This is a genomic window from Mammaliicoccus sp. G-M28, from assembly GCF_022386595.1.
Lineage (GTDB): Bacteria > Bacillota > Bacilli > Staphylococcales > Staphylococcaceae > Mammaliicoccus > Mammaliicoccus fleurettii.
In genome coordinates this window covers 41660-66838 of record NZ_JAJNIF010000002.1, presented here as the reverse complement: position 1 = coordinate 66838, position 25179 = coordinate 41660, and the positions used below count along the sequence as shown (strand labels likewise).

Sequence of the window (25179 nt, the reverse complement as noted above, 5' to 3'; positions counted from 1 at the left end):
GTGGGACAGAAATCTAATTTTATAAAAAAGATTTCGTAGTCCCACCCCGGCAAGGATGACTAGGATTGAAAAAGCTTGATATAAGCGCATGTTCAATCCAGTCATCTACTGCCAATACAATGATAAGAGGCAGGGACAATTAATTTGTCCCTGCCTCTATTTTGTTATTATTGATCTTTATAATAAATGCTTCTTAATAACTTGTTCGATTATGGTTGGTATTTCTTCAAAGGCACTTTTCATATTGATTCTTTCAGTAACTTGATGTGCATCTTTTCCAATTGGACCGATATTAATAACAGGCGCACTTATCTCTTTAATATCGTTAAATGGAATAAAGTAAGATTCGTTAAATACGGGTGTTTGGTTAATATAACTTTCAAAGCCTAAATCATCTAGTCGATATTTTGCATAGCTTAAATCACTAATACCATTAAAGAAATATTGTCTTTTAGAAACTCTATTAAATTTAGATAATGAAAGATCACTAACAGTTTCTACTATTTCATCTATGAATGGATCTTCTGATGAGTGTGCAGCTGGATAATAAGGTGGTGCAAAGAATGTAATAACACTAGGGCCGAGTCCTTTTAACATATGCATGAAGCGGTCAGTAATTTCTATTGATTGCGCTCTTTCATCATGAATTTGCTCAATGACTTCTTTTATTACATATTTAATATGTGCTTCACCAAATTCTTTAATTGCTAAATCTTTTAATTCTTTATAGCTTAAAACATTTATAGATATATTTTTATTGAAACCTTCAGATTTTAATTTATCTTGAAAGGTTTTTTCGCAAATTGATACAGCATCTTTTACTACATCATTAAATATTGTGAAGACATCTTCTGCATTTCTATTAAATAAAAATACATTATATAAAGCAACTGTTCGAAATGGTGTTTGTACATCATAATGGTCTTTAATATCTCGACTCATTAGTGATACTGGAAGTGGTGTCACTTCGTTTTTATAATGTTCTTTAAAAAGATTGCTATATTCCATCTTACTATTGATAAAGCTTTGTATATAATTTGAACTGATGCCATTTAAAGGCTGTCCTACATGTGTTTCTTTACCATAACAAAGTGCAGATGGCATAATTTTACCTATTGTGCCTGAATAAACATAATGGTTATCATCATGTTCTGCTTGTGAAAATGTAGGCTCACTGTTTAAATGTAAAGCTATTTCTAAATTATCTTCTTTTCTAATTTGATTGATTCTTTCAACAGCTTTATGCATGCCTAAAGATTCAACTTCTTCATCTGGAACTGAAACAACGATAATATTGATGTCCCATGACTCTTGTATTGCTTTTTCAATTAAAGACATATGTATCATTAGACCAGGTTTCATATCCATAGAGCCACGGCCAAACAAATAATTATCCGAACTGAGATCTTCTTTAGCATTTGAAGATAAATATTTATCATCTTCACGAAAAATATCTGTTATATTATCCATATCAAATGCTTCACTTTTATATTCACTATAATCGTCTATGCCAACAGTATCAAAATGACTAATACATATGAGCGCTTTTTTAGTTTTTGGTGCTTTATAATATGCAAGTACTGCATGTCGACCATCCCCAGTCGGTTGCAAAATCACTTGTTCATTATTATTTTTGAAATAATCGAGTTTTAAATATTGTTCTTTTAAAAAGTATGGAAATGTTCTTTCGCCTTCTGAATGTGTAATGGAATCATGTTTAACCAAGCTTTTTAATAAATTTCTTCGAGTTTCAAATGTTTGCCATAAAAAGTTCATTGAAATTCATCCCCTTTAAAATAGTTCTTGAATCATTCTTTCCAATCTATTTAAGCCTTCTTCAAGCGCTTTAATGTTGTATGCATAAGAAATTCTTATATATCCTTCACCAATATGAGTGAAAGCTGAACCAGGCACAATTGCAACGTGATAATCTTCAAGTGCTTTCATACAAAATTCATAATCACTTATACCAAATTGAGAAATTTTAGGAAAAATATAAAAAGCTCCTTGAGGCTTTTCGTTCAGAATAAATCCCATATCAATTAAACGTTTATATATGTAATCGCGACGTTCAATATATGCTGAGTTCATTTCTTTAGGTGAGTCAACAGCATTAGTAAGTGCTTCTATTGCAGCGTATTGACTCGGTACATTTGCACAAATACAGTTATATGCATGCACAAATGTCAGTTGTTTCATCACATACTCAGGTCCTAGTAGAAATCCGATTCGTAAACCAGTCATAGAGTGAGATTTGCTTAATCCGCCTAACAATATACACTGGTCTTTAATAGCATCATATGAAGCAAATGAGGTATGTTGTTGACCAAACGTATTTTCAGCATAAATTTCATCACTTACTACATAGATTGGATAATCTTTGAACACATTAACCAGTGATTCAACTTCATATTGATTTAACGTAATACCAGTAGGATTGTTTGGATAATTCAATAAAATGGCTTTAGTTTTATCTGTAATATGAGATTTTACTAATTCAGGTGTTATTTTTAAACCGCTTTGGGTAGTATCTATGTATATAGGTTTAGCTCCTAATAATTCAATTAATGGAACATAGCCAGCGTATACAGGTGAGGGAATTAACACTTCATCTCCTTGTTCAAGTATACCTCTCAACGTAGTATCAAGCGCTTCACTAGCACCATTAGTAATTAATATTTCATTCGTATTAAAATTTGAACTGAATCGGTTTTTATAATAAGATTGGACGACTTTCCTTAGTTCTAACAATCCGGCATTATGAGAATAAGTCGTAAAGTTACGATCAATAGCTTGTTTCATTGCATCTTTAACACTTGTTGGCACTTTGAAATCAGGCTGACCAACTGTTAAGTTAATGACATCATCAATTTCAGGTATACGGTTGGAGATAGCTCTTATTCCAGATACTTGAAGTTGAGATGCAAATTTATTTAATGGTAATTGCATTTTTTTCACCTCTTCAAAACGATAATTTTATTATAACGATAAAAAGAGAACAAATAAATGAATATAGCAAAAATTTTGAAAACGTATTACAATAAGAGAAACATTACAATAATAGGGGATGTTTATATGGTGAACTTAACAAATATGAATCAACGATTAAAGTTATTACTTTCATTAAATATTTTTGAATGGTTACCACATCCAACTTTTGTACTTATACAAAATAATGATGAACAATGGATGATATCGTTTGAAGAAGATTCAATACATATATGTAGAGCAGAAGCTCAGTTACCACATTTTCATCGATATTACTTTGGACAAGATAATCGCCTTATTAAAAATGCACAATTTCATATTAAATTTAAATCAAAAGAAGAGCTCTCACTTGATGAAAGAAAATTTGTTTCAGATTTTATGCAACCAACAGCTAAAAAAGAAAATCCTATATTGTTTATACAATCAGACACACCTTATACTCAAGAGTGGATTGATTATTTAACTTATTTATTAAGTGCGAGTTATGAAGTGTTAGAAAACTTATATAATAATAATCACGAACTAGCACCCGTAACGCATAAACATGTTCAAATACCAGCATATCTATTAAATCAAGAAGATAAATATATCGGAACTATTTCATATGAATCATTACTTAGGTAAAAATTGAATATAGTTTTAACTATAAAAGAGGGTAGGACAAATTAATTTGTCCTATCCTCTTAGTCATTAGGAGCCCCATATTCACACAAGTCAGTAGAAGTGTGAGCAAGGACGTTTATATTCACACAAGTTGAGAGAAGTGTAAGTGATTTTTATAAGAAAAAAGAGCAGAAATTCATTTTTAAACATGAATTTCTGCTCTTTTACTTATTTATTTTTTTTAGGTGGTTTTTTTAAATTAACAACTGGATTAGCATAATGTCTAACTATATCACTACTGAAGAAGTACACAATTGTTATTGTAATAAGCACAATTGCTACCCATACATACGGTTGATCTAATAACATTCTATCCCAATCTTTAGAACGGAATAATCCAACGAATAGTCCATGAAGTAAGTAAATAAACATTGTTCTTGAACCAATATAAGTTAATGGTAATTTTCGTTCTGGTATTAAATTCATAAAACTTAAAGTTGAAACAAAGATAACAACGTAAATAAATAATCTCTTCAATGCACTGTAAACATCAACATCGCCTTCGAGTGCTGAATATGGTTTACTTCCGAATAACCATTCAAAGTTATAGTCAGTTAATAAATAAGCAATAAAAATAACTAATAAACTTAATGTAGAAAGCCATAAGTATTTTTTATTTCTTAAAATAAATGACTGTTCTTTATTGATATAATAACCTAATAAGAAAATAGGGAAGAATACAAATGTTCTTGATAGACTAAGTTTTGCATTAATAAAATCAAAGTAGCCAACTATCAAACCTACTAATATAGCAACTGCAAATGTTATATATGGATTGAAGTTTCGTACAAAATGTAAAATAACATGCCATGAAAATAAGCTGACTAGGAACCACATAGCCCATTGTGGGTCAAACGGACTAATGTTTAAAGTATCATCTCTATCTATATAGTAATAATATAACCCATAAAACAATTGGAATATCAGATAAGGTAACAATAGCTTAATGGTAACTTTTTTTATGTAACCAGGTTTACCAACACTTTTTGCGAAAAATCCTGATATTAGAACAAAAGCGGGCATATGGAAACTATAAATAAACATATATAATGCTTTAAATAAATGACTGTCATTAACATATGATCTTGTTAAGTGGCCAAATACAACTAGTACTATTAAGAAAAACCTAGCGTTGTCAAAATAATGATCTCTTTCTTTACCGTTTGCCATGAAAAGTACTCCTCTAAATCGATTGTCTACAGTTTTCTTGAAACGTAGATTATAAATTAAAACTTCTGAAAGTACAAATAAAATTATTTAGAAATAATAAAAAAATCAAACCAATGCCTTAAAAGACATTGGTTTATTCAGTATTCATTTAAGAATTATGATTTATATTGATCAACATCATAGAATTGACCATCAGTTTGAATTTGTTGATAGAAGTCACTAATACGTTTTGCGTTAGATTTTGAAAAATCTACGCCAGTTGCATATTGGTGTACGCCTGGTTTTTGTGGATTAAATCTCATTTTATAAAGTGTATTTTGTCCTGCTTTAATATAATTGTTTGCTATAAATTGAGCGCCACCGAATATAGCTTTTTCTGGTGTGTTCCATCCAGCTTGTTGTGCATATTTGATACCACCGTATAATGCATTCTTATCGATCGCACCTACACCAAACATATTATAGTATTTAGTTTTTGAGTTTAAATCAACTTTTCCATTTTTATCAATATTTCCACCATTTGCTAATTGACTTGTTCCATTACCAGTCTCTAATAGTGCATGTGAGATTAAATAGATTTCATTAATACCAACAGCTTTTGATGCTTGACTAAATGCATTACCTTGGTTTTCTAAAATGCCTTTACCTCGAAGTAATTCATTTAATTTAGATGGAGAAATATTTTGTGATTTATTTAAATCTAAGAATTGATACTTTTGAACTGGATCATTCACATACTTGCTTGTATCCATTGCATCTTTAACTTCTGCTCTAGTAGCATTTCTAATACCACTTGGTAATACTTTTTTAGGCTCAGATCCATTTCTTAACGCCATTTGAATATCAACAGCTTGATCAAGAGTATATGGACTAGTAGAAATATTTGTAGCCTCTGTTGCTAGTTGTAAATATTTAGAATTAATCCATACTGTTTTACCATTAAGTAAACCTTTATACCAAAGTTCATTTCCAACTTTTTGTGAAGAAATAACTTTAAAGTACGCATATTGATAATTTTGTAGTGACCCTAATAAAGTAGATTTAGACACATTCGGTTGACTATAGAAATAACCAGTATTATCAAAGATTAAATAATTAGTATAATTTTCTTTTAAATTCATTGGTTGATTGTTTACAACATTGGATTTAATAGCATTAGTCTTTTTAGGTTGAGCAGGCGTAACTTGTTTTACTGGATTAGGTTGAACTCTGTTAGTTTGTAATTGTACATCGTTAGCTTTAACCCATCCTAAAGGAATTGCATTGTTATCTTGTAATAAATAATATGTTTGATTATTGTATGTTGATTGTTTACCAATCTTAAATGTTCTACCAGCTTTATTCATAGCAGGTACTGTTTTTTGATCATAAACAGAAGTATAAACACCAGAAATATTGTTATTAACCTTACCAACATAATTAACTCTAACCGTTTTCGCAACAGGTTTCGTTGTAGGCTTCGCAACAGGTTTCGTTGTAGGCTTCGCAACAGGTCTAGTTGCAGGTTTCGCAACAGGCTTAGTTGCAGGTTTCGCAACAGGTTTAGTTGCAGGTTTTGCAACAGGCTTAGTTGCAGGTTTTGCAACAGGCTTAGTTGCAGGTTTCACAACAGGCTTAGTTGTATTCTGTAATTGAATATCACTAGATTTAACCCAACCTAATGGAGTACCTTTAGTATCTTGTAATAAGTAGAACACTTGGTTATTATATGTTGATTGTTTACCGATATTAAATGTTTTACCAGCTTTATTCACAGCAGGTTTAGTTGTTTTGTCATAAACAGAACTGTAAACGCCAGACGCATTTGTATTAACTTTACCTTTATAGCTAACAGCAACAGTTTTAGCTGTGCTTGCAACAGGTTTAGTTGCAGGTTTTGCAACAGGCTTAGTTGCAGGTTTCGCAACAGGTTTAGTTGTTGGTTTCGCAACAGGTTTAGTTGTTGGTTTCGCAACAGGTTTAGTTGCAGGCTTCGCAACAGGTTTAGTTGCAGGCTTCGCAACAGGTTTAGTTGTTGGTTTCACAACAGGTTTAGGCGTTGGTTTAGTTACAGTCTGTAATTGAATGTCGCTAGATTTAACCCAACCTAATGGTGTACCGTTATTGTCTTGTAATAAGTAAAACACTTGGTTATTGAATGTTGATTGTTTACCAATATTGAATGTTTTACCAGCTTTGTTCGTCGCTGGTTTTGTTGTTGTGTCATATACAGAACTATATACACCAGATGCATTAATGTTCACTTTACCTTTATAGTTAACAGCAACAGTTTTAGCTGTGCCTACAACAGGCTTAGTTGGTTTAGGTTTAGTGACTACTGGTTTAGTAGGTTTAGGCGTTGGTTTCACAACAGGCTTAGTTGGCTTTGGTTTAGTTACTATTGGTTTACTTGGTGCAGTTAGAGTACCTGTTTTGTACTGATACTTCTCATGCACTAAATCTACAAGTTCATTAAATGTATAGTTGTTTTCAGCAAACCAGCCGTATGGATCACTATGATTTGTACCACCTAAATATTTTGATACAGCATCATGTGACCATAAAGTACCATTACCATCGTATTCAGCACTATCAAATGGTAATCCATAATAAGCTAAATTAGTGGCAATATAATCAGCATAATTATTGATAGAACGTGCGAAGCGATCACCGCCATAAACACGAACAAGTTCAACATGTATGAAACGTTGGTTAGCAACACCACCAGCACCCCAAGCAAGATAGTCTGTTGGAGCAACTTCAATAATGTTATTGTCATCAACGAAAGCATGTACAAATGCATTTTCATAATTATTTTTCATGTATGCAATTTCACCATGAATAGTTGAATTAGGATTTGCCGTTTCATGAGCAATAACACCTTCAGGTTTGCCAACACCATTACGATAAGGAATTTTAGGAATATGGCTAGAAAAGTCTTCAACATAATTAGGTACAGCATAATTATTACTTCTAATTTGATTATTAATCGTTGAGCTAACAGCGGCGTTGTAAGTACTTCTATATGTTGAAGTAGGAATACTGCGTGCTGATCTAGCTGCAAAAGTTCTAACTTGTGGCTTAACATTAGCACTTTCAAGTTGAACATTTTGATTATTATCAATACTATTTGATTCTATATCGTTAGAAGTGTCATCTTGGTCATCAAAATCAAAATTATATTCATCGTCAGAAGTGTTCTCTTCTGTATCTTGAGCAACTTCAGAGCTATCTTGATCATCAACATCTTGAGAAGAAGTTTCGTCAGAATCTACAACATCTGTAGTATCTTCAGAAGTATTGTCTTCTGTATCTTGAGCAACTTCAGAACCATCTTGATCTTCAACACCTTGAGAAGCAGATTCATCAGAGTCAACAACGTCAGAAGTATCTTCAGAAGTACTATCTTCTGTATCTTGAACAGCTTCAGTACTATCTTGATCATCAACATCTTGAGAAGTAGTTTCACCAGAGTCTACAACGTCAGAAGTATCTTCAGAAGTGTTATCTTCTGTATCTTGAGCAACTTCAGAGCTATCTTGTTCTTCAACATCTTGAGAAGCAGATTCATCAGAGTCAACAACGTCAGAAGTATCTTCAGAAGTACTATCTTCTGTATCTTGAGCAACTTCAGAGCTATCTTGTTCTTCAACATCTTGAGAAGTAGATTCATCAGAATCTACAACGTCAGAAGTATCTTCAGAAGTGTTCTCTACTGTATCTTGAACAGCTTCAGTACTATCTTGATTTGTAACATCTTGAGAAGCAGTGTTATCAGAGTTCACATCATCTGTAGTATCTTCAGAAGTACTATCTTCTGTATCTTGAGCAACTTCAGAGCTATCTTGATCTTCAAAATCTTGAGAAGCAGTATTATCAGAATCTACAACGTCAGAAGCATCTTCAGCAGTGTTATCTTCAGTATCTTGAGCAACTTCAGAGCTATCTTGATCTTCAACATCTTGAGAAGCAGAGTTATCAGAGTTCACAACGTCTGTAGTATCTTTAGAAGTGTTATCCACTGTATCTTGCACAGCTTCAGTACTATCTTGATTTGTAACATCTTGAGAAGCAGTATTATCAGAATCTACAACATCTGTAGTATCTTCAGAAGTGTTATCTTCAGTATCTTGCACAGCTTCAGTACTATCTTGATTTGTAACATCTTGAGAAGCAGTGTTATCAGAATTCACAACGTCAGAAGTATCTTCAGAAGTATTATCTTCTGTATCTTGCACAGCTTCAGTACTATCTTGATTTGTAACATCTTGAGAAGCAGTGTTATCTGTGTTCACAACATCAGAAGTATCTTTAGAAGTATCTTCAGTTACTTTCGGCTCATCTATTATAGATGGATCCTTATATGTTTTTGTACCTGATAAGTTCAAAGATTGGCTTTTTAATTCTTTTTGCTCATCTTGAATTTGACTAGCATTGTTATGTTGCTCAATGATGTTTTTGTTATCTTTGTTTGATGTTTCTTCTGCATTCACCTGATGAGAAACGAGTGTCGTACCTGCTAAAGTCATTGCTACAAGTGCAGGGGTTTTGTAATAGAATTTTTTATCCATAAACAATCTCCTTTGAATAGGTATTTTATTTAATAACATTATAAGGCTTTTTGACAGTAAAGTATGAAAATTATCTAAATTGTAATGTAACTTTAATATTTGAGATGAATAATAATTTAGCTAAAAGTCAGTTTCATATGGTAGTGGGGGATGTTTTCTTCTAAAAACTCTTCGCCTTCTGTTATATATCCTAATTTTTCATAAAAACCTTTTGCATGAGATTGGCCATTTAAGACAGTACCTAAGAATCCATCTTCTTTAGCTTTTAAATTTATAAAATCCATTACTTTTTTTCCATAACCATATTTTCTGTATGGTTTTAATACGGCTACTCTTTCAACTTTAGCGTAACCGTTATGATATGTTCTATATCTTCCTACTGCAGCAGGTTCTGCTTCATGATAAAGAATAATGTGCTTAGAAATTTCTTCAAATTCATCAATTTCTGCTTCTAATGGCACACCTTGTTCCTCTACGAAAACTGTTTTTCTTATTGTTAGTGCATCTTGTTTTTCTATATCATTTTCAACTATTTTTATCATGATAGTACCTCCATTAAATTGAATGTTTTTATTATACATTATTAATGTATTTCACTCTAATTAATTAAATAACTCTCCTAATCCTGGTAATAAAATTCGGATTGGAGAGTTATATTTTTATAATTTTTAATTTTGAATTGCTGCTCTTCTTACAATCGCTGTATATTGCCAAAACAATCTAAGTTGATGGATGCTCCAATTGGTAATGCCCATTGTGTATCCACTTGGTGTGAATATTTGAATTTGGCTTGTTTCTAATGCTGCGGCAACGAGATATTGTAAGTGCACACTTAATGATTTCATTTCTTCTGTTAACCCTGTTTCAGTGTATACCCATGAGAATGGAAGGGGATTATCGAAAATGTTAATTGCATTAAATATTTCTGGAATTGCAATAATATAACAAGCACCATCTACAATTGGATCATGGTTTGCTTGATTATAATAAAGCAACAATGCTTCGTAATTTTCATGATGTTCATGATTAACATAGTATAAGTTCTTTCTAAAGTTAGATAAATCTCCAGAATGAATGATTTGATTTTCTAACGCATCAAACATTGTATTGATTTGTTCATACTTTTCATATGTTTTACGTTCAATCATAATATACCTCCTTTCCTAGTAAACATTAGGTTCTTGTTGCTGTTGTACACTAGGGTCTACTCCTGGATTAGTTTGTTCAGGAGCTTGTTGCGGTGTTTCTTGTGGTGCTTGTGGCACTTCTTGTGACGGCACTTCTTCGGTAGGTGGCTGCTCTACAGGCTGTTGTTCAATAGGCTGTTCAGTAGGTTGCTCTGTCGGCTGTTCTATTGATTCATCAGTATCAGGTTTAACTGCTGGTTCAACTGTCTCTGATGAATCGTCTGTGTTAGTTTCACCACTTTTTAGACTTTTTTTCGAAACTTCGATATATGGCATAAGATCACCATAAGCTTGAGTCATTAAATAATTCATCATTTCTGTCTTTTTAGTTTTAGGTAGTTTTAAATCTTTTCTCAGTTTGTTAGAAAGTTCTAATAAGTTATCTAAATCTGGATTATAGAAATAAACACCATTAAAGTTAGCATCTGTACCAGTTATTTGTTCTGTTTTAATTTTCACTTTGCTTGAAGAGTAAGTAGTTGCTAAGTTTTGAATATCATCAAATGTGAAATTATGTTTAGCATTTTTACCAACTATTTTAACTAAATCGTCTAGTTTATTAATTGAATTTGTTTCTTGTGCTTTTTTGATAATGGCTTTTATCATTTCCATTTGTCGTTTACCACGTTCTAAATCTGAGTCTTGTTTTCTTGAACGTACAACTGCAAGAGCTTCATCACCAGTTAAGTTTTGTTTTCCTTTTTTAACTTTAATTCTGCCTTTATCTTCTGTATTAGGTTCATTTAAACTGAATGGTACATCATATTCAATACCACCAAGCTCGTCTACAACTTCTACAAAAGCTTCCATATTAATACGTGCATAAAAGTCTACTGGCACATTTAATGTAGATTCAACACTTTCCATTGAACCTTCTGGACCATCAATAGCATGTGCATGTGTAATTTTGTCATAGTACTTAACTGCTGGTATATAACTCAAAGTATCACGTGGAATACTTACCATACGTATTTGCTTTTTGTCTCTATTAAATGTAGTGTAAATCATTGCGTCTGTACGAGACTGGCTAGCTTTTTGGCCACCTTTACGTCTAGAATCGCTATCATCAACACCTAAAAATAATACGGAAACATGATCTAAGCTTGGGTCTACTGGTTTATCTCTTAAAGATGATTTGCTTTTTTTTGAATCTAGAAATGAATCATTTATAGCACCTTTTGTTTCAAGATAAAGCATAAGGCCGAATACTACAGGTAGTATCATAAGAATCATGGACATCAAAAGTAAACCTATCTTTGCGAATCTATTCATATTATATATTTACCCTTCTATTCGTGATTTGATTTAAAATATAAATTTTTGCATATTATACATCATATACGATTATACAAGTAAAATTCAACAATTTAAATGAATTATGTGTATCGATTAACGAGTGTTGAATGTAAATTTGTTGTAAATTATGTAGAAATGGTGTAAATTATAGTGAAGAATGTGAGGTGAAACAAATGGCAAAAGTACTAGAAAAAGATTTAAGTAGCATTGGTGAACAAATTAAATTAAATAGAGAGAATTCGTTTGATGTAATTAAACCACAAACAATAAATGTACTTGGTTTGCCATTTGCAAACCTTACAAAGTACGAGATGGTCGAACGAATTAAATATTTTGTTAACCAAGAAACAAATGATAATTTATTTGTTGTTACTGCGAATCCAGAAATTGCTCATTACGCTTATAACAATAACCATTACCAAAGACGAATTAAACATGCGGATTACATTGTACCAGATGGTATCGGTATTGTTAAAGCAGCTAAATATTTGAATACACCTTTGAAAGAACGTATTCCAGGTATCGAGTTAATGGAAGAAATGTTAAATATCGCGAATGCTAGCAGCAAGAGAGTGTTCTTACTGGGATCTTCTAAAGAAGGCGTTAAAGCTACTAGAAAAATTTTAGAAGAACAATATCCTAATATAACCTTTGATCATAAGCATGGATATAAACATGTACTTGATTATAAAGTTACTAAGAAAATTAAGAAATTCGAACCTGATTTTATTTTTGCAGCAATGGGCTTTCCTAAACAAGAAGATTGGATATACTACAATCGTCATCATTTTAAACATACAGTAATGATGGGTGTAGGTGGGTCATTCGATGTTATAAGTGGTAATGTCAAACGTGCACCTAACATGTTTATTAAACTCAATTTAGAATGGTTATATAGAATTATAACTGACTTAAAACGTGTGAACCGTGCTCTTAAGATTCCATTGTTCTTAAAAGAAGTACAATTTCAAAAATCAAGTACACCTAAAAAGAATAAATATGAATATATGAAATATAAATAAATTTTAATAGAACAACTTGTTGTTGTGAGCTGATGCTTATCATGACAAGTTGTTTTTTTGCTTTTTATTAATCAATATTGTTAACTGAATGATATAATATAGTTAACAATGCGAGAAGGTGTTCAGTTTATGAAAATTTTGGATCTAATTAAAGAACAAGTTTATTTAAAACAACAAGTCAAAGCAATTTACATAGAAAACCAATCGATATCATTTCGTGAATTATGGAATGAATCAGAAATTTTAGCTGGAAAGTTAAAGCAATATCCTGAAAATATAATGGTAGGTATTGCAATAAAGCATCCAATTCAATTTATGAAATGGTATATTGCTACTTTGATGAATAATCAAATTCCATGTGTATTTGATGTAAATTTAACAGATGAAAAAATAAAACATTTGATAGATATATATTATATTGATGTATTCATAGCAGATTCTAATACAATAAGTTATTTCAATCATTCTAATCATAACAACATATCAAACGACACTTTGCATATTGGATTTACTTCAGGTACAACTGGTACTCCTAAAGCATACATGCGCAATAATGATTCGTGGGTTAAGTCATTTAAATACAATGAGAAGTTAATGCAAGACAATACTCAAGTTATAGTAGCTCCTGGCCCTCATGCCCATTCATTGTCATTATATGCGATGGTTTATGCTTTATGTACCGGTAGAGGGTTCATTGGTCAATGTAAATTTAATGCACAATCTTTAGAAAAAGTAATGAATAAAATTAAAGAGCAAAAAACGATGTTTATTGTGCCAACGATGTTACACAGTTTACTTAATTATAAAGTTAACTTAGAGAAGGTTAATAGTGTCTTTTCATCGGGAGCCAAATTATCCAATACGATATTTCAAACTTTCAAAAAAGAATATCCACAAATAGATGTCATTGAATTTTTTGGCAGCTCAGAAGCTAGTTTTATTAGCTATAATATTAATGGGAATGCATCTATTGAATCAGTAGGTAAGTTGTTTCCGAGTGTTAAAGTTAAATTTACAAACCAAGATAAAGACAATGTTGGTATCTTGTATGTAAAAAGTGACATGACTTTTAGTGGTTATTTAAATGATGAGAAATTTGAAGAATGGATTAAAATTGGTGATTGGGCATCCATTTCAGAACAAAATGAATTGTTTTTATATGGAAGGGAAAGTGATCGGCTAATTATTGGTGGGAAAAATATTTATCCTGAAAGTATAGAGCAAAACCTCTTAAACTCAAAAGAAATCGATGAAGCAATTATTATTAGTGAAAAACATAATAAGTTTGGAGAAATAGCTGTTTTAATATATATAGGACAAGAAAAAATATCTTATTTGAAAGTTAAAGAATTGTTATTAGAATGTGGCTTTAGTCGATATGAAATACCATCTAAATTAATAAAAGTTAACAAAATGATATATACATCTAGTGGAAAGATAGCTAGAAATAAGATGAAAATATTATACGACATAGGAGGAGAAGAATGGAACCAGTTATTGTAGCTGCGAAAAGGACACCTTTTGGTAAATATGGTGGTGTATTTAAACATTTAGAACCTGAAATATTATTGAAGCCTTTATATGAATATTTATTAAACGAACATAGTAAAGCGATTGAAGATGTATCAGAAGTTGTCTTAGGTAATGTTGTAGGTAATGGAGGGAATATCTCTAGAAAATCATTGCTAGAAGCAAAATTGCCACAACATATACCAGGTGTAACTATAGATAGACAGTGCGGATCAGGAATAGAAGCTGTTACATATGCATGTCGAATGATACAAGCAAATGCTGGGGATATTTATATTGCTGGTGGTGTAGAAAGTACGAGTAGGGCACCTTGGAAAATAAAAAGACCACAATCAGTTTATGAATCCGATGTTCCAAATATTTTTGAAAGAGCTTCATTTGCACCTGATGGAGAAGACCCATCTATGATTGAAGCGGCAGAAAATGTTGCTCAAGTTTACCAAGTAACTAGAGAAGCACAAGATGATTTTGCATATAATAGTCATCAAAAGACAATTTCTGCATTAGAAAAAGGACATATATCCCATGAAATATTACCTATTAAAGTGCGAAATGAATGGGTTGATCGTGACGAAAGTATAAAGCCAAAATTGACTTTGAAAACCTTATCTCGATTGAAACCGTTAATTAAGAGTGGGACTGTAACCGTTGGTAATAGTTGTATGAAAAATGATGGAGCAGTATTACTTTTAGTTATGAGTAAAGAAAAAGCAATTTCATTAGGCTACGAGGAAGGATTAGAATTTGTAGACAGCGTTGTAAAAGGTGTAAATCCAAAAGTATTAGGTATCGGTCCAGTACCTGCAATGGAATCTTTACTAAAGAAACAAAATTTAGATATAGATGCAATTGATGGTATAGAATTTAATGAAGCATTTAGTTCTCAAGTATTAGCATCTAAAGAAATGTTAAATATACCTGATTATAAATTTAATATTTATGGAGGTGCATTAGCCAACGGACATCCGTATAGTGCAAGTGGAGCTCAACTTGTAACACGATTATTTCATATGAAGCATATCAATACTTCTATAGCTGCAATGGGAATAGGAGGAGGTATGGGACATGCAGCATTATTCAAAAGATGGAACAGAAATAATTGATATAGTATTTAGTACAGAAGATATAAATGCATATAAATTACTTATACAAAATAATGACCGTAAAGAGACCGTACCAGTATTGTACTTAGCGAGTATTTGGCCAAAATTTCAAATGTTTGAGCAATTTTTGGAAACAGAAATATACTTAAGAGAAACGAGTATTAATAAGTATAAAGACTTAATTGTAGATACATGGTATGAAGCGGTCTTAACTAAAGAAAAAAGAACTCATGTAAAATCTTATACAATCTATCAATTTAGCTTAAAGATAAAAAAAGAAGAAGAAACATATGTAACAATCAATCAAACATTTATAGAGAAGTGAGGAACAATATGAAATATGACTTAGAAACAGTTCAAGCTTACTTAAAACTTATCAATGACGCTAATCCTATACATGATGAAATTGTTCCTGGACAGTTAGTTTGCGAATGGCTACTAAATGACGTGGTCTGGTATAAATATAAAATTCAATATAAAAATCCAATTAAGATAAATGAACCTTTAATAAAAGAAATAATTAAAGATAAGATAGTATGTATGAATGAAGATGGAACAGTAAAGATAGTGGTGAGTAAAATAGAATAAAAATAGGCTGAGACATAAATTTGTCTCAGCCTATTTTTACTTTGGATATTATATTTAATTACTTAATATAAAAACGAGTAGAATCTAATTCATCTTTAAAAGCTTTTTTGTCTTTAGCAGATTTCTTGTTGAACTCTTTTAAGAATGATTGATATTTAGGTAATACTTCTTCATTAGAGCCAAATTCTTTTAACTTCCCGCCTTCAATCCAAGCGATTTTTGTACAAAAATCTTTAACTTGTCCAATATTATGACTAACGAAGAAAATTGTCTTTCCTGCTTCTTTAAATTCATTCATTTTATCTAAACTTTTTTTAGTGAAAGTTTGATCACCAACAGACAAGGCTTCATCTATAACTAAAATGTCAGGATTAACTGTAACATTAATCGCAAAACCTAATTTAGATTTCATACCACTTGAATATTTTTTAACTGGTTGATAGATAAATTCGCCTAACTCTGAGAATTCAATAATTTCAGGAGTTAGTTCTTTAATTTGTTTCTTAGTAAAGCCAAGTAAGAGCATTTTATATTCGATATTATCTACACCATTTAATTGCGTGTTTAAGCCTGAATTAATTGCTATAACATTCACATCACCATGACGTTCAATATCACCACCAGTGGGTTGTAAAGAGCCACCTATGATATTACTCAATGTTGATTTACCAGAACCATTAATGCCTACTAAACCTATAATATCTCCTTCATAAGCAGTGAAAGTAATATCCTGTAGTGCAAAAAATCTTTTAGTTTGATGTTTTGGTAAGAACACATCTTTCAATCTCTCTTTATTACTTCTAAAAATTTTATATTCTTTTGTTAGATTATTAATGATAACTGATTCTTTCATATGTACTTCATTCCTTATAATTATTAACAATTCTATTATGCATTATTTTAAGAGTTTAGTAAATTTATTGTAAATTTTGTTGGAATCATGTAAATTATATATGTTCTGTAATTATATGATTAACCTAAAGATAAATATATCATCTATTAGTAATTGATGCTATATTATTGATTAAGTAATAAATGTCTAAGCGAGAGAGTGATATTCATGAATGCTGTATTTACTGTGATAAAAGAGCATGTTAAAAACTTTTATCTAATACAAAGATTAGCGATGTTCCAATTAAAAATTTCAAATCATGACAACTATCTTGGTTTAGCTTGGGAAATTATAAATCCTATGCTTCAAATCTTTGTTTATTGGTTTGCGTTTGGATTTGGGATACGACAAAATGCACCAATTGATGGTGTGCCATTTATTTTATATTTATTAGTCGGTATAAGTATGTGGTTCTTCGTAAACCAAGGTGTATTAGAAGGTACTAAATCTATATCAACTAAATTTAATCAAGTAGCGAAAATGAACTTTCCATTATCTGCCATACCTGCTTATATTTTAACAAGTAAATTTTATAGTCATCTTATTCTAGTTTTAGCTATTGTTTTAATTTGTATTCCAACAGGTATCTTACCATCGATTTATATTTTACAATTGTTTATATATATGCCTTTAGTATATGCATTTGCATTCTCAGTATCAATGTTTACATCAACATTAGGTGTGCTTATACGTGATACTCAAATGGCTATGCAAGCTATTCTAAGAATGTTGTTTTATATGTCTCCGATTTTATGGATACCAGAAAAAGGTTCTATTATAGAATTGATCATGAAATTAAACCCTGTATTTTTCTTTGCGGAAGGATATAGAGCGGCAATCCTTTATGATAATTGGTACATAATCGACCATTGGCAATTGGCGCTGTATAATATATGCGTAACAGCATTATTCTTTGTTGTCGGTTCTATATTACATGTTAAATTTAGACAAAGATTTGCTGACTTTATTTAAAATAATAATCAATAAAAAAGGATTGCTCGTATGAGTAATCCTTGTTTTATAAAAAGAACTTAATTCATGTTAGGAAGTGTCAAAGTGATTAGAAATGTGATTAAACAAGTTTATCTTTCTTTATTATTCATATTTAATAAATTTTTCAAACACAATATAAAAAGTCGAAATGTTGTTGTATTTATGACTTTTAAAGAAGATGTATTACCAATTATTGAAGAACTTAAAAGAGAAGGCTACTGTATCACAATCATTGCACACCCAAAATGGCTTGAATTTGCTAACAGTTTAGAAGTTGATAAAGTGATAAATTTAAAAAATAAATATGTAGTCCAGCAACTTAAAGCAATTAAAAAAAGTAAAACAATTATTATTGATACATATTATTTATTACTTGGCAGTATTAGTAAATCAAGAGAACAATCTGTCATTCAAACTTGGCATGCTGCAGGTGCATTGAAGAACTTTGGACTTGAAGATAATAGTATAAACAAAAGCAATAAACAGCTTATAAAAAATTATTTATCTGTTTATCATTTTACAGATTACTATCTTGTTAGTTCAGATATAATGAAAGATGTTTTTATAAATAGTTTAGATGCTAAAGAAGAACAAATGTTACCGTTTGGATTACCGAGATTAGATCAATATAAAAATAAACATACATATAATGATCATTCAAAAAAAATCGCTCTATATGTTCCAACATATAGAGATTATACGAATGAGATACAAACAATTGATAAAGAAGTATTTGAAAAAATGTGTCCTGATTATGAACTCATAACTAAGTTACACCCGAGCATTACAAGTTATGATTCAGACGAAAGAAATATTCAAGAATTGGTTGAAATAGCAGATGTTATTATTACAGATTATAGTTCTCTAAGTATAGAAGCTTCATTGCTAAACAAACCTATAATATTTTATTGCTATGATGAAGAAAAATATGATGAGATGAGAGGGTTAAATAAATATTATTATGAAATGACTAAAGAAAATAAAGCATATAATTTAGAAATGCTTTATAAACTAGTTAATCGATGTAAAGTTAATGAAGCAATTAAGCCAATGTGGCATCAATATACTCATTTTGATGCGACGAAAAAACTAATTGATTTTATAAAAAAAGGAGTCTAAACCTATGGAAGTAAGTGTCATTATACCAATTTATAACGCTGAAAAAACAATAGAAGAAACGATTCGCTCTATTAAAAGTAACTATGAACATGAAATAATTTGTATTAATGATGGTTCCAAAGATTATAGTGCAGATGTTATTAGTAAAATAAACAATCCCAACATTGTTCTATTAAACAGAGAGAATAAAGGGGCAGCAGCAACAAGAAACGAAGGTATAAGTATTGCTAAAGGTAAATACATTATGTTCTGTGACGCTGATGATAAGTTAGGCGAGGGAATAATCGATAAAATGGTTAAAGCTATAAAAGAAAACGGCACAGATATTGTTGTTGGTAAAGTATCACATTTAATTGGAGAAGAAATAAGACCAATTAAAACTTACAATGATTTAAAAGCTATCGAGCATACAACATTAAATCGTACACCTGAAATCATTCAGTCAATTGGACCATATGGGAAGCTATATAAGAGTGAAATCATACGTGATATAAGGTTTGATGAAGATATAACATTTTGTGAAGAACACACTTTTAACTTAAAAGCTTGGTCGAACAGTAAAATCACAATAATAGATGATCTAGCATATTTATATAATATTGGAATTGAAGATTCTATTGTAGCATCTAGTTATAAACATATTGAAAAGTATTTAAATGATGCTACAGAAGTAAGAAAAAGATCCTTAGTTATTTTAGATGAACTAAAAGAAAAAGTAAGTAATTATTACAGTTATAGAATGGACTATTTAATCATTTATTTCTTAATCCGTAACAATTTTATGAAGGTAGAAAATTTAGATGATTTAATAAACCCAGCTACCAAATATTTAAAAGGCATAGAAAAGATTGAGACAGATAGTGTGAAAGAATTGAAAGAGCTTATATTAACAATCTCTTCAGGTGCACAATATGAAAAGTATGTAGAAGTATCTAAAGAATTGAAATTAGAGTTTAATAAAAAGACATATAGAAATTATCAAATGAAACTTTTAAAACTCAAAACAAAAATGAATTTAAGAAGTATAAAAAATAAAAGTAAGAAAATATCTCATTAGAAAAAAGAGGGTGGCTCGAACAATTAATTTGTCTGAGCTACTCTCTTTTTTAAATAAAATAAATATCTATGTTAATTCACCTATTTTTGTTTCAATTGTTGTCCCAGTATATTAGTGAATATATGTTGTGCCATCTTCTCAGTTTCTTGATTGTATGGTTCTGGTAATTTATTGCTTGCTATAGATACGATATAGCGATCATTAGAATATGTAACGATATCATTTTTATAAAAAATACCTCTATATCTTTGATAGTTTAAATAGTTATAAAAGCCGTATCTATAAGTACCTGGGTATAAATTTAAATCTCCTGTTGAAAGTAAGTTTACTGTAGATGAATGAGATAGGATACTATCAGATTTAAATTTCTTTACGAGTTTAGCCATATCATCTGTAGAAATATAAATATTACCTGCACCATCATACTTATCTAAGTTCATAGGTGGTACGTAAATATTTTGGTTATGGATAGATTTATATCCTTTAGCCATATATTTCTTATGTTCAACTGAATCATAACGTGATGTATATTTTAAATGGGCTTTGTTAAGTATTAGTTCATTGAGATTTTCTTCAAATGTTTTATTAGTTGCGACTTCAATGATTTTAGCTAGGGTTATATAGTTTGCATCATTATAGTTAAATTGATGATACTGTGCAGGTAATACACCTTGTGATTTAATACTTGCTATAGCTCCGTCTAAGTTATGCATATTAGGATTTAAATTTATTTTGGCTAATCCACTTCGATGCAACATTAAATCTTTAATACTAATGGGATATTTATTTTGGAAGTTTGGTATATATTTGTTCACATTATCGTTTATATTGATTGTGCCTTTTTCTTCTAACTGGCGTAACATTAATCCGGTTATGAATTTATTGGCGGACCCGATTAAGTACATAGACTTAGAATCATTTTTTATACTATTTTCAAAATCTCTATAACCATATGCATCACTCATCACGAGTTTATTATCTTTATATATTGTGATATTTCCATTGAAATTTGATGTAGTCAAATAATCATTAACGTCTTTAAATTCAATGAAAGTTTCCTTATCAGAGTTAGCAATATTTTTATGATTTTTACTTTGATGAGAGGATGTTGTCTCTGATGTAAAAGCATCCTTTTTTTTATTAAAATCTTTAAATTGGTTAATAAACAGTATAATGATTAATCCCACAATAATACATAGGGAAAATTTGTATAAATTTTTCATGTATCTCTCCTAATGTTTTTAACATTATATTACCATAATTACTAAATTTTAACATTTATAACCATAAAAAAAGAACACAATTAAGTGTTCTATTCGGTACCATATAATTCTTTTTTAATTTGAGTTGTTGAAATACCTTCAGTTCTTTTAAGGTATATGACTTCACATTCATCTTTTAAGAAGTCAAATTCACCTTCCCAATCATGACCCATTAAGAATGTATCTACGTTATAGTTTTTAACGTCATCTGTTTTTTGTTCCCAATTATTCTCGGGAATTACAAGGTCTACATATCTTATTGACTCAAGCATCATTTTTCTTTGTTCATAATTATAGTATGATTTTTTGTTTTTAAGTTTATTAAATTCATCAGTCGATAATGCAACAATTAGATAGTCCCCATATTGTTTAGCTCTTCTTAAAAGTTCAATATGGCCATAATGTAGTAAATCATATGTTCCATAAGTAATTACTCTTTGCATTTTTTTCACCTCATTATTTTATATATCAAGCTTAATATATATGTATACCAATGTAAACTATTTGTCTACTTTGTAAATTTTATATTAAGGTATTTTAGGTTATTATTTCATCAAAATAACCATTTTACAATTCTGAAAATGGTTATAATGTATATTTATTACTTATTAGTATATTATACTAGAATATGTTGAGTTTGAGTAAAATGGGATGACCCTTTACCAAAATGAAAACTTTGCAGAAATGTTATAATTATAACAATGAAATTACTCATAAATCTTACGTGTACAGACAATGAAGTCAATTTATTGTATTAATTTAATATTATTAGAGGTGTAAAATGATTAAAATTATAGATATTCATGAGCAACCGAACTTAGAGAACTTCATAAATACGCATTGTCGGGAAGTAAGTCATATTATTTTAAAAGATAAATATACTCAAGTTAGAGAAGATATTGTAAAAAATACAGAGCTAGATGACAATTCTTATATAGTCGATTATACAAATAACGGATATTATACAAACGATAGTAGATATATGGGAAAAGCATTTATAACAATATCTGATTGGTTTAATAATGTAACGCTTCAACCAAATATTATTTTTGAAAAAGAAGATTTAAAATGGTTAATCACTAACTTTGAATGGGAAAATATTTTTGATATTACTTTAAATGCTTTAATTCATTTAGATGAAATTAAAATAGATTCTCATGTTGTATTTGATTTTTATGATCAAAACCAACCAAGTATACATGGAATAAAAGCTTTGAAAGAGCAAAATCTTGATTCAGAGTCGAAATTTTATATAAATAAATTAGCGCTGCTTAGTTCTATGAACAGTGTGTTTGAAATGAAAGAAGTCAGCTTACCGTATAATGCTAGAACGATTGACAAGATAATGCTGAAAACAAAGTTTAAATTACCAAAAAGCACCTATCAAAATTTAAATAAAAAAGCTGTACAAAAACAGTTGGAATCTATAAACATTTATGAAAAGGATAAAACAAAATTAAAGCCTTATATTGTATTTTTAGGTTTTGATTTTGGATATAGAGGTAATTCAAAGTATTTGTTTGAGTATTTAACAGAACAATATTCGAAATACACGGTATATTTTGTTACCGATGATAAAAAAGGTGATCATTTTATTTCACCTAGTCATATTGAAACAAATGAAATGATAGAAAGAGCTAGTGTCGTGATACTGGAGAGTTATTTACCAGACAATATAAAACCTAATGGAACGATTATCCAATTATGGCATGGTACACCATTAAAACGGTTATTTTTAGATAGTAAAGAACCTAAACAAAATATTGATATTTTTAATTATAGAGCACGTAAGTATAATAAATTAATTAAGCAAGATTATTTTATTACTGATGTTGAATCGATTAACTATGTATTTGAATCTGCATTTCCTATGCAAGACACAAAGATAGTATCTTGTGGTTATCCTAGGAATCAATATTTATTGGAATATAAAAGGGATATGAATGAAATCGAAAGTATTAAACACCTTTTAAATTTAAATAAAGAGAAAAAAACGATTCTATATACGCCAACATGGAGAGATAATAATGATGAAGAATTTTTACTTGAATTTCCTGAAGAAATAAAGTCGAAATATAATATCATCTATAAATATCATGAAGAAGATCATTCTAATAAACATAAGAATTATATTGATACAGCTCAATTTGAAACGCAACAACTTATATTAGTATCCGATATTATAATTAGCGATTATTCATCTATTATATTTGATGCGTTAACGATTGATAAAAAGGTATACTTATATACACCAGACTATAAAGTTTATGACTACAATAGAGGTTTATATAAACATATTTATGAATTAGTAAACGAGAATCAATACTTTGAAAAAGAGGCTTTATTTAAAGCAATATTGAGTGGAGAATATTACGACATTAACGAAAAATTTATTAATAAAAATAATGAATCATGCGAAACTATCACAAGTTTGATAGATGAGTCCATGATCTGAAATAGGTGATTATTATGAAATCTTTTACATTTTTAGTTCACAATATATATCATATGGGTGGTACAACTAAATCAATTTCTAATTTGGCAAATATTTTAAGTGAAAAAGGACATAAAGTAAAAATTATTTCAGTTTTCAAAGCAAATCAAAAACCTTATTTTGATTTGCATGAAAAAATTGAAATCAAACCAATTATAGAGTATAACAAAACAGTTAAAGGTTTAACTAATATATTTATGAATAGATTGAATAAATTCACACCTTTACTTAAACCGAAAATAATACATCCGTCTGAGCCAGGGTTACATCAGTTTTCAAGTTATATAGAGAAACAAATTATTCGAGAAATTAAAAATGTTCATACAGATATAATTGTAGGTACACGCGCAAGCTATAATATACTTGTTGCAGATTATGGTCCAAGTGATGTCTTAAAAATAGGTATGGAACATATGTATTTACATGCGCATAATGAACAATATCAAAAAAGCATTCTTGAATCTTATAATAAGCTAGATTTGGTAACAACCTTGACGAATGAAGATAAAATGGATTATCAGCAAGGACTGTCAGAAACCAAGGTTATAATAGTACCTAATATTCTTAAAGAAACTAAATATGATATTGCAAAGCAAAATGTTATTACTGCTGCTGGTCGTTTTGAACAAGAAAAAGGTTTTGATTTACTGATTGAAAGTATTAACCATATACAAGAAACTATGAGGAAATACGACTATCAATTTGAAATATACGGTGATGGCCAAGAAAAAGAACATTATAAAAAAATGATACAACAATATGGTATAAGTGATATCGTTCAATTGAAACCAACTACAAATCAACTATCTAAAATTTTAGCATCTAGTAAAATTACCGCAGTTCCATCTAGAGTTGAAGGATTTGGATTAGTCATTTTAGAAGCGATGTATCAAAGTAATATTGTGGTGAGTTATAAAGGTTGCTATGGACCAGAATTTTTAATAGATAATAAAGTTAACGGTTATCTAATAGAACAGCAAGATATAAAGCGTTATGGCAATCAATTGGCATATATTATTGAAAACTATAATAGTGATGAAATACAGAATATTATAAGTTATGGTGAACAAAGAAGTGCCCATTTTGAAGGTGACACAATATATCATCAATTTATTAAAAACATAAATCTGCATATGAAATAGTAGAATCCCTAACAATTCAATTGTTAGGGATTCTTTAATTACGTATTAAGATATTGTAAATATTATATATTTATCTTTCTAATGAATATCTAGATAGATATACTAACATTTGTATAATATTAA

21 protein-coding genes are annotated in these 25179 nt (G+C 29.9%); 11 read left to right on the top strand and 10 right to left on the bottom strand.

Annotation, left to right across the window (positions count from 1 at the left end; all coding sequences use genetic code 11):
• Positions 1-177 precede the first annotated feature (177 nt).
• A complete protein-coding gene (locus LQ609_RS02190; RefSeq protein WP_078356727.1) occupies positions 178-1776 on the bottom strand; it encodes a M20/M25/M40 family metallo-hydrolase in 1599 nt (532 codons plus the stop codon).
• A gap of 15 nt (positions 1777-1791) precedes the next feature.
• Positions 1792-2949: an aminotransferase class I/II-fold pyridoxal phosphate-dependent enzyme gene (locus LQ609_RS02185; protein ID WP_078356728.1), complete on the bottom strand. Its 1158-nt coding sequence runs from the start codon at positions 2947-2949 to the stop codon at positions 1792-1794.
• Between the two features lie 126 nt (positions 2950-3075).
• Here LQ609_RS02185 and LQ609_RS02180 point away from each other — a divergent pair, with 126 nt between their 5' ends.
• Positions 3076-3612 (top strand): hypothetical protein, encoded by a 537-nt coding sequence (locus LQ609_RS02180; protein WP_078356729.1) that lies wholly within the window; start codon positions 3076-3078, stop codon positions 3610-3612.
• Between the two features lie 207 nt (positions 3613-3819).
• Here LQ609_RS02180 and LQ609_RS02175 read toward each other — a convergent pair whose 3' ends face one another.
• The 5 genes from LQ609_RS02175 to LQ609_RS02130 form a co-directional block, all read right to left on the bottom strand.
• Positions 3820-4821: an acyltransferase family protein gene (locus LQ609_RS02175; RefSeq protein WP_078356730.1), complete on the bottom strand. Its 1002-nt coding sequence runs from the start codon at positions 4819-4821 to the stop codon at positions 3820-3822.
• A gap of 155 nt (positions 4822-4976) precedes the next feature.
• Complete coding sequence (locus tag LQ609_RS12680; protein WP_275584132.1) at positions 4977-9371, bottom strand: GW dipeptide domain-containing protein; 4395 nt, start codon at positions 9369-9371, stop codon at positions 4977-4979.
• A 116-nt stretch (positions 9372-9487) separates the two neighbouring features.
• Positions 9488-9913 (bottom strand): GNAT family N-acetyltransferase, encoded by a 426-nt coding sequence (locus LQ609_RS02140; protein ID WP_078356732.1) that lies wholly within the window; start codon positions 9911-9913, stop codon positions 9488-9490.
• Positions 9914-10039: 126 nt separating this feature from the next.
• Positions 10040-10516, bottom strand: a complete 477-nt coding sequence (locus tag LQ609_RS02135; RefSeq protein WP_078356886.1) for a DUF2538 family protein — start codon at positions 10514-10516, stop codon at positions 10040-10042.
• Between the two features lie 18 nt (positions 10517-10534).
• Entirely contained in the window at positions 10535-11830 is a 1296-nt protein-coding gene (locus tag LQ609_RS02130) for an LCP family protein (RefSeq protein WP_078356733.1), read from the bottom strand.
• 197 nt (positions 11831-12027) lie between these two features.
• Here LQ609_RS02130 and LQ609_RS02125 point away from each other — a divergent pair, with 197 nt between their 5' ends.
• From LQ609_RS02125 to LQ609_RS02105, 5 genes are all read left to right on the top strand, one after another.
• Positions 12028-12876 carry a WecB/TagA/CpsF family glycosyltransferase gene (locus LQ609_RS02125; protein WP_088368990.1) on the top strand — a complete coding sequence of 283 codons (849 nt, stop codon included), beginning with the start codon at positions 12028-12030 and terminating at the stop codon, positions 12874-12876.
• Positions 12877-13005: 129 nt separating this feature from the next.
• Positions 13006-14379 carry an AMP-binding protein gene (locus LQ609_RS02120; RefSeq protein ID WP_239734267.1) on the top strand — a complete coding sequence of 458 codons (1374 nt, stop codon included), beginning with the start codon at positions 13006-13008 and terminating at the stop codon, positions 14377-14379.
• The gene (locus LQ609_RS02115; protein WP_239734266.1) at positions 14361-15509 is read left to right on the top strand and encodes a thiolase family protein; all 1149 of its coding nucleotides are present in this window, start codon (positions 14361-14363) and stop codon (positions 15507-15509) included. Before LQ609_RS02120 ends, LQ609_RS02115 begins: the two co-directional genes overlap by 19 nt.
• Positions 15472-15834, top strand: a complete 363-nt coding sequence (locus LQ609_RS02110) for a hypothetical protein (RefSeq protein ID WP_078356736.1) — start codon at positions 15472-15474, stop codon at positions 15832-15834. The genes LQ609_RS02115 and LQ609_RS02110 overlap by 38 nt, the downstream gene beginning before the upstream one ends.
• An 8-nt stretch (positions 15835-15842) precedes the next feature.
• Positions 15843-16097 (top strand): hypothetical protein, encoded by a 255-nt coding sequence (locus LQ609_RS02105; RefSeq protein WP_078356737.1) that lies wholly within the window; start codon positions 15843-15845, stop codon positions 16095-16097.
• Between the two features lie 58 nt (positions 16098-16155).
• On the opposite strand, the gene tagH is transcribed toward LQ609_RS02105, so the two are convergent.
• On the bottom strand, positions 16156-16950 hold the full coding sequence (tagH, locus tag LQ609_RS02100; protein WP_078356738.1) for a teichoic acids export ABC transporter ATP-binding subunit TagH: 795 nt from the start codon (positions 16948-16950) through the stop codon (positions 16156-16158).
• A gap of 207 nt (positions 16951-17157) precedes the next feature.
• Here tagH and LQ609_RS02095 point away from each other — a divergent pair, with 207 nt between their 5' ends.
• From LQ609_RS02095 to LQ609_RS02085, 3 genes are all read left to right on the top strand, one after another.
• Entirely contained in the window at positions 17158-17961 is an 804-nt protein-coding gene (locus LQ609_RS02095) for an ABC transporter permease (RefSeq protein ID WP_078356739.1), read from the top strand.
• Positions 17962-18045: 84 nt separating this feature from the next.
• Positions 18046-19101 (top strand): CDP-glycerol glycerophosphotransferase family protein, encoded by a 1056-nt coding sequence (locus LQ609_RS02090; RefSeq protein ID WP_158079020.1) that lies wholly within the window; start codon positions 18046-18048, stop codon positions 19099-19101.
• Positions 19102-19105: 4 nt separating this feature from the next.
• Positions 19106-20158 (top strand): glycosyltransferase family 2 protein, encoded by a 1053-nt coding sequence (locus LQ609_RS02085; RefSeq protein WP_078356741.1) that lies wholly within the window; start codon positions 19106-19108, stop codon positions 20156-20158.
• A gap of 80 nt (positions 20159-20238) precedes the next feature.
• Here the strand turns inward: LQ609_RS02085 and LQ609_RS02080 are convergent, their stop codons facing one another.
• A complete protein-coding gene (locus tag LQ609_RS02080) occupies positions 20239-21345 on the bottom strand; it encodes a serine hydrolase domain-containing protein (protein WP_239734265.1) in 1107 nt (368 codons plus the stop codon).
• Between the two features lie 125 nt (positions 21346-21470).
• Positions 21471-21863, bottom strand: a complete 393-nt coding sequence (gene tagD / locus LQ609_RS02075; protein ID WP_078356743.1) for a glycerol-3-phosphate cytidylyltransferase — start codon at positions 21861-21863, stop codon at positions 21471-21473.
• Between the two features lie 338 nt (positions 21864-22201).
• Here tagD and LQ609_RS02070 point away from each other — a divergent pair, with 338 nt between their 5' ends.
• Positions 22202-23875 (top strand): CDP-glycerol glycerophosphotransferase family protein, encoded by a 1674-nt coding sequence (locus LQ609_RS02070; RefSeq protein WP_239734264.1) that lies wholly within the window; start codon positions 22202-22204, stop codon positions 23873-23875.
• A gap of 14 nt (positions 23876-23889) precedes the next feature.
• Positions 23890-25056, top strand: coding sequence for a glycosyltransferase (locus tag LQ609_RS02065; protein ID WP_239734263.1), 1167 nt, complete (start codon positions 23890-23892; stop codon positions 25054-25056).
• Positions 25057-25179: the final 123 nt, after the last annotated feature.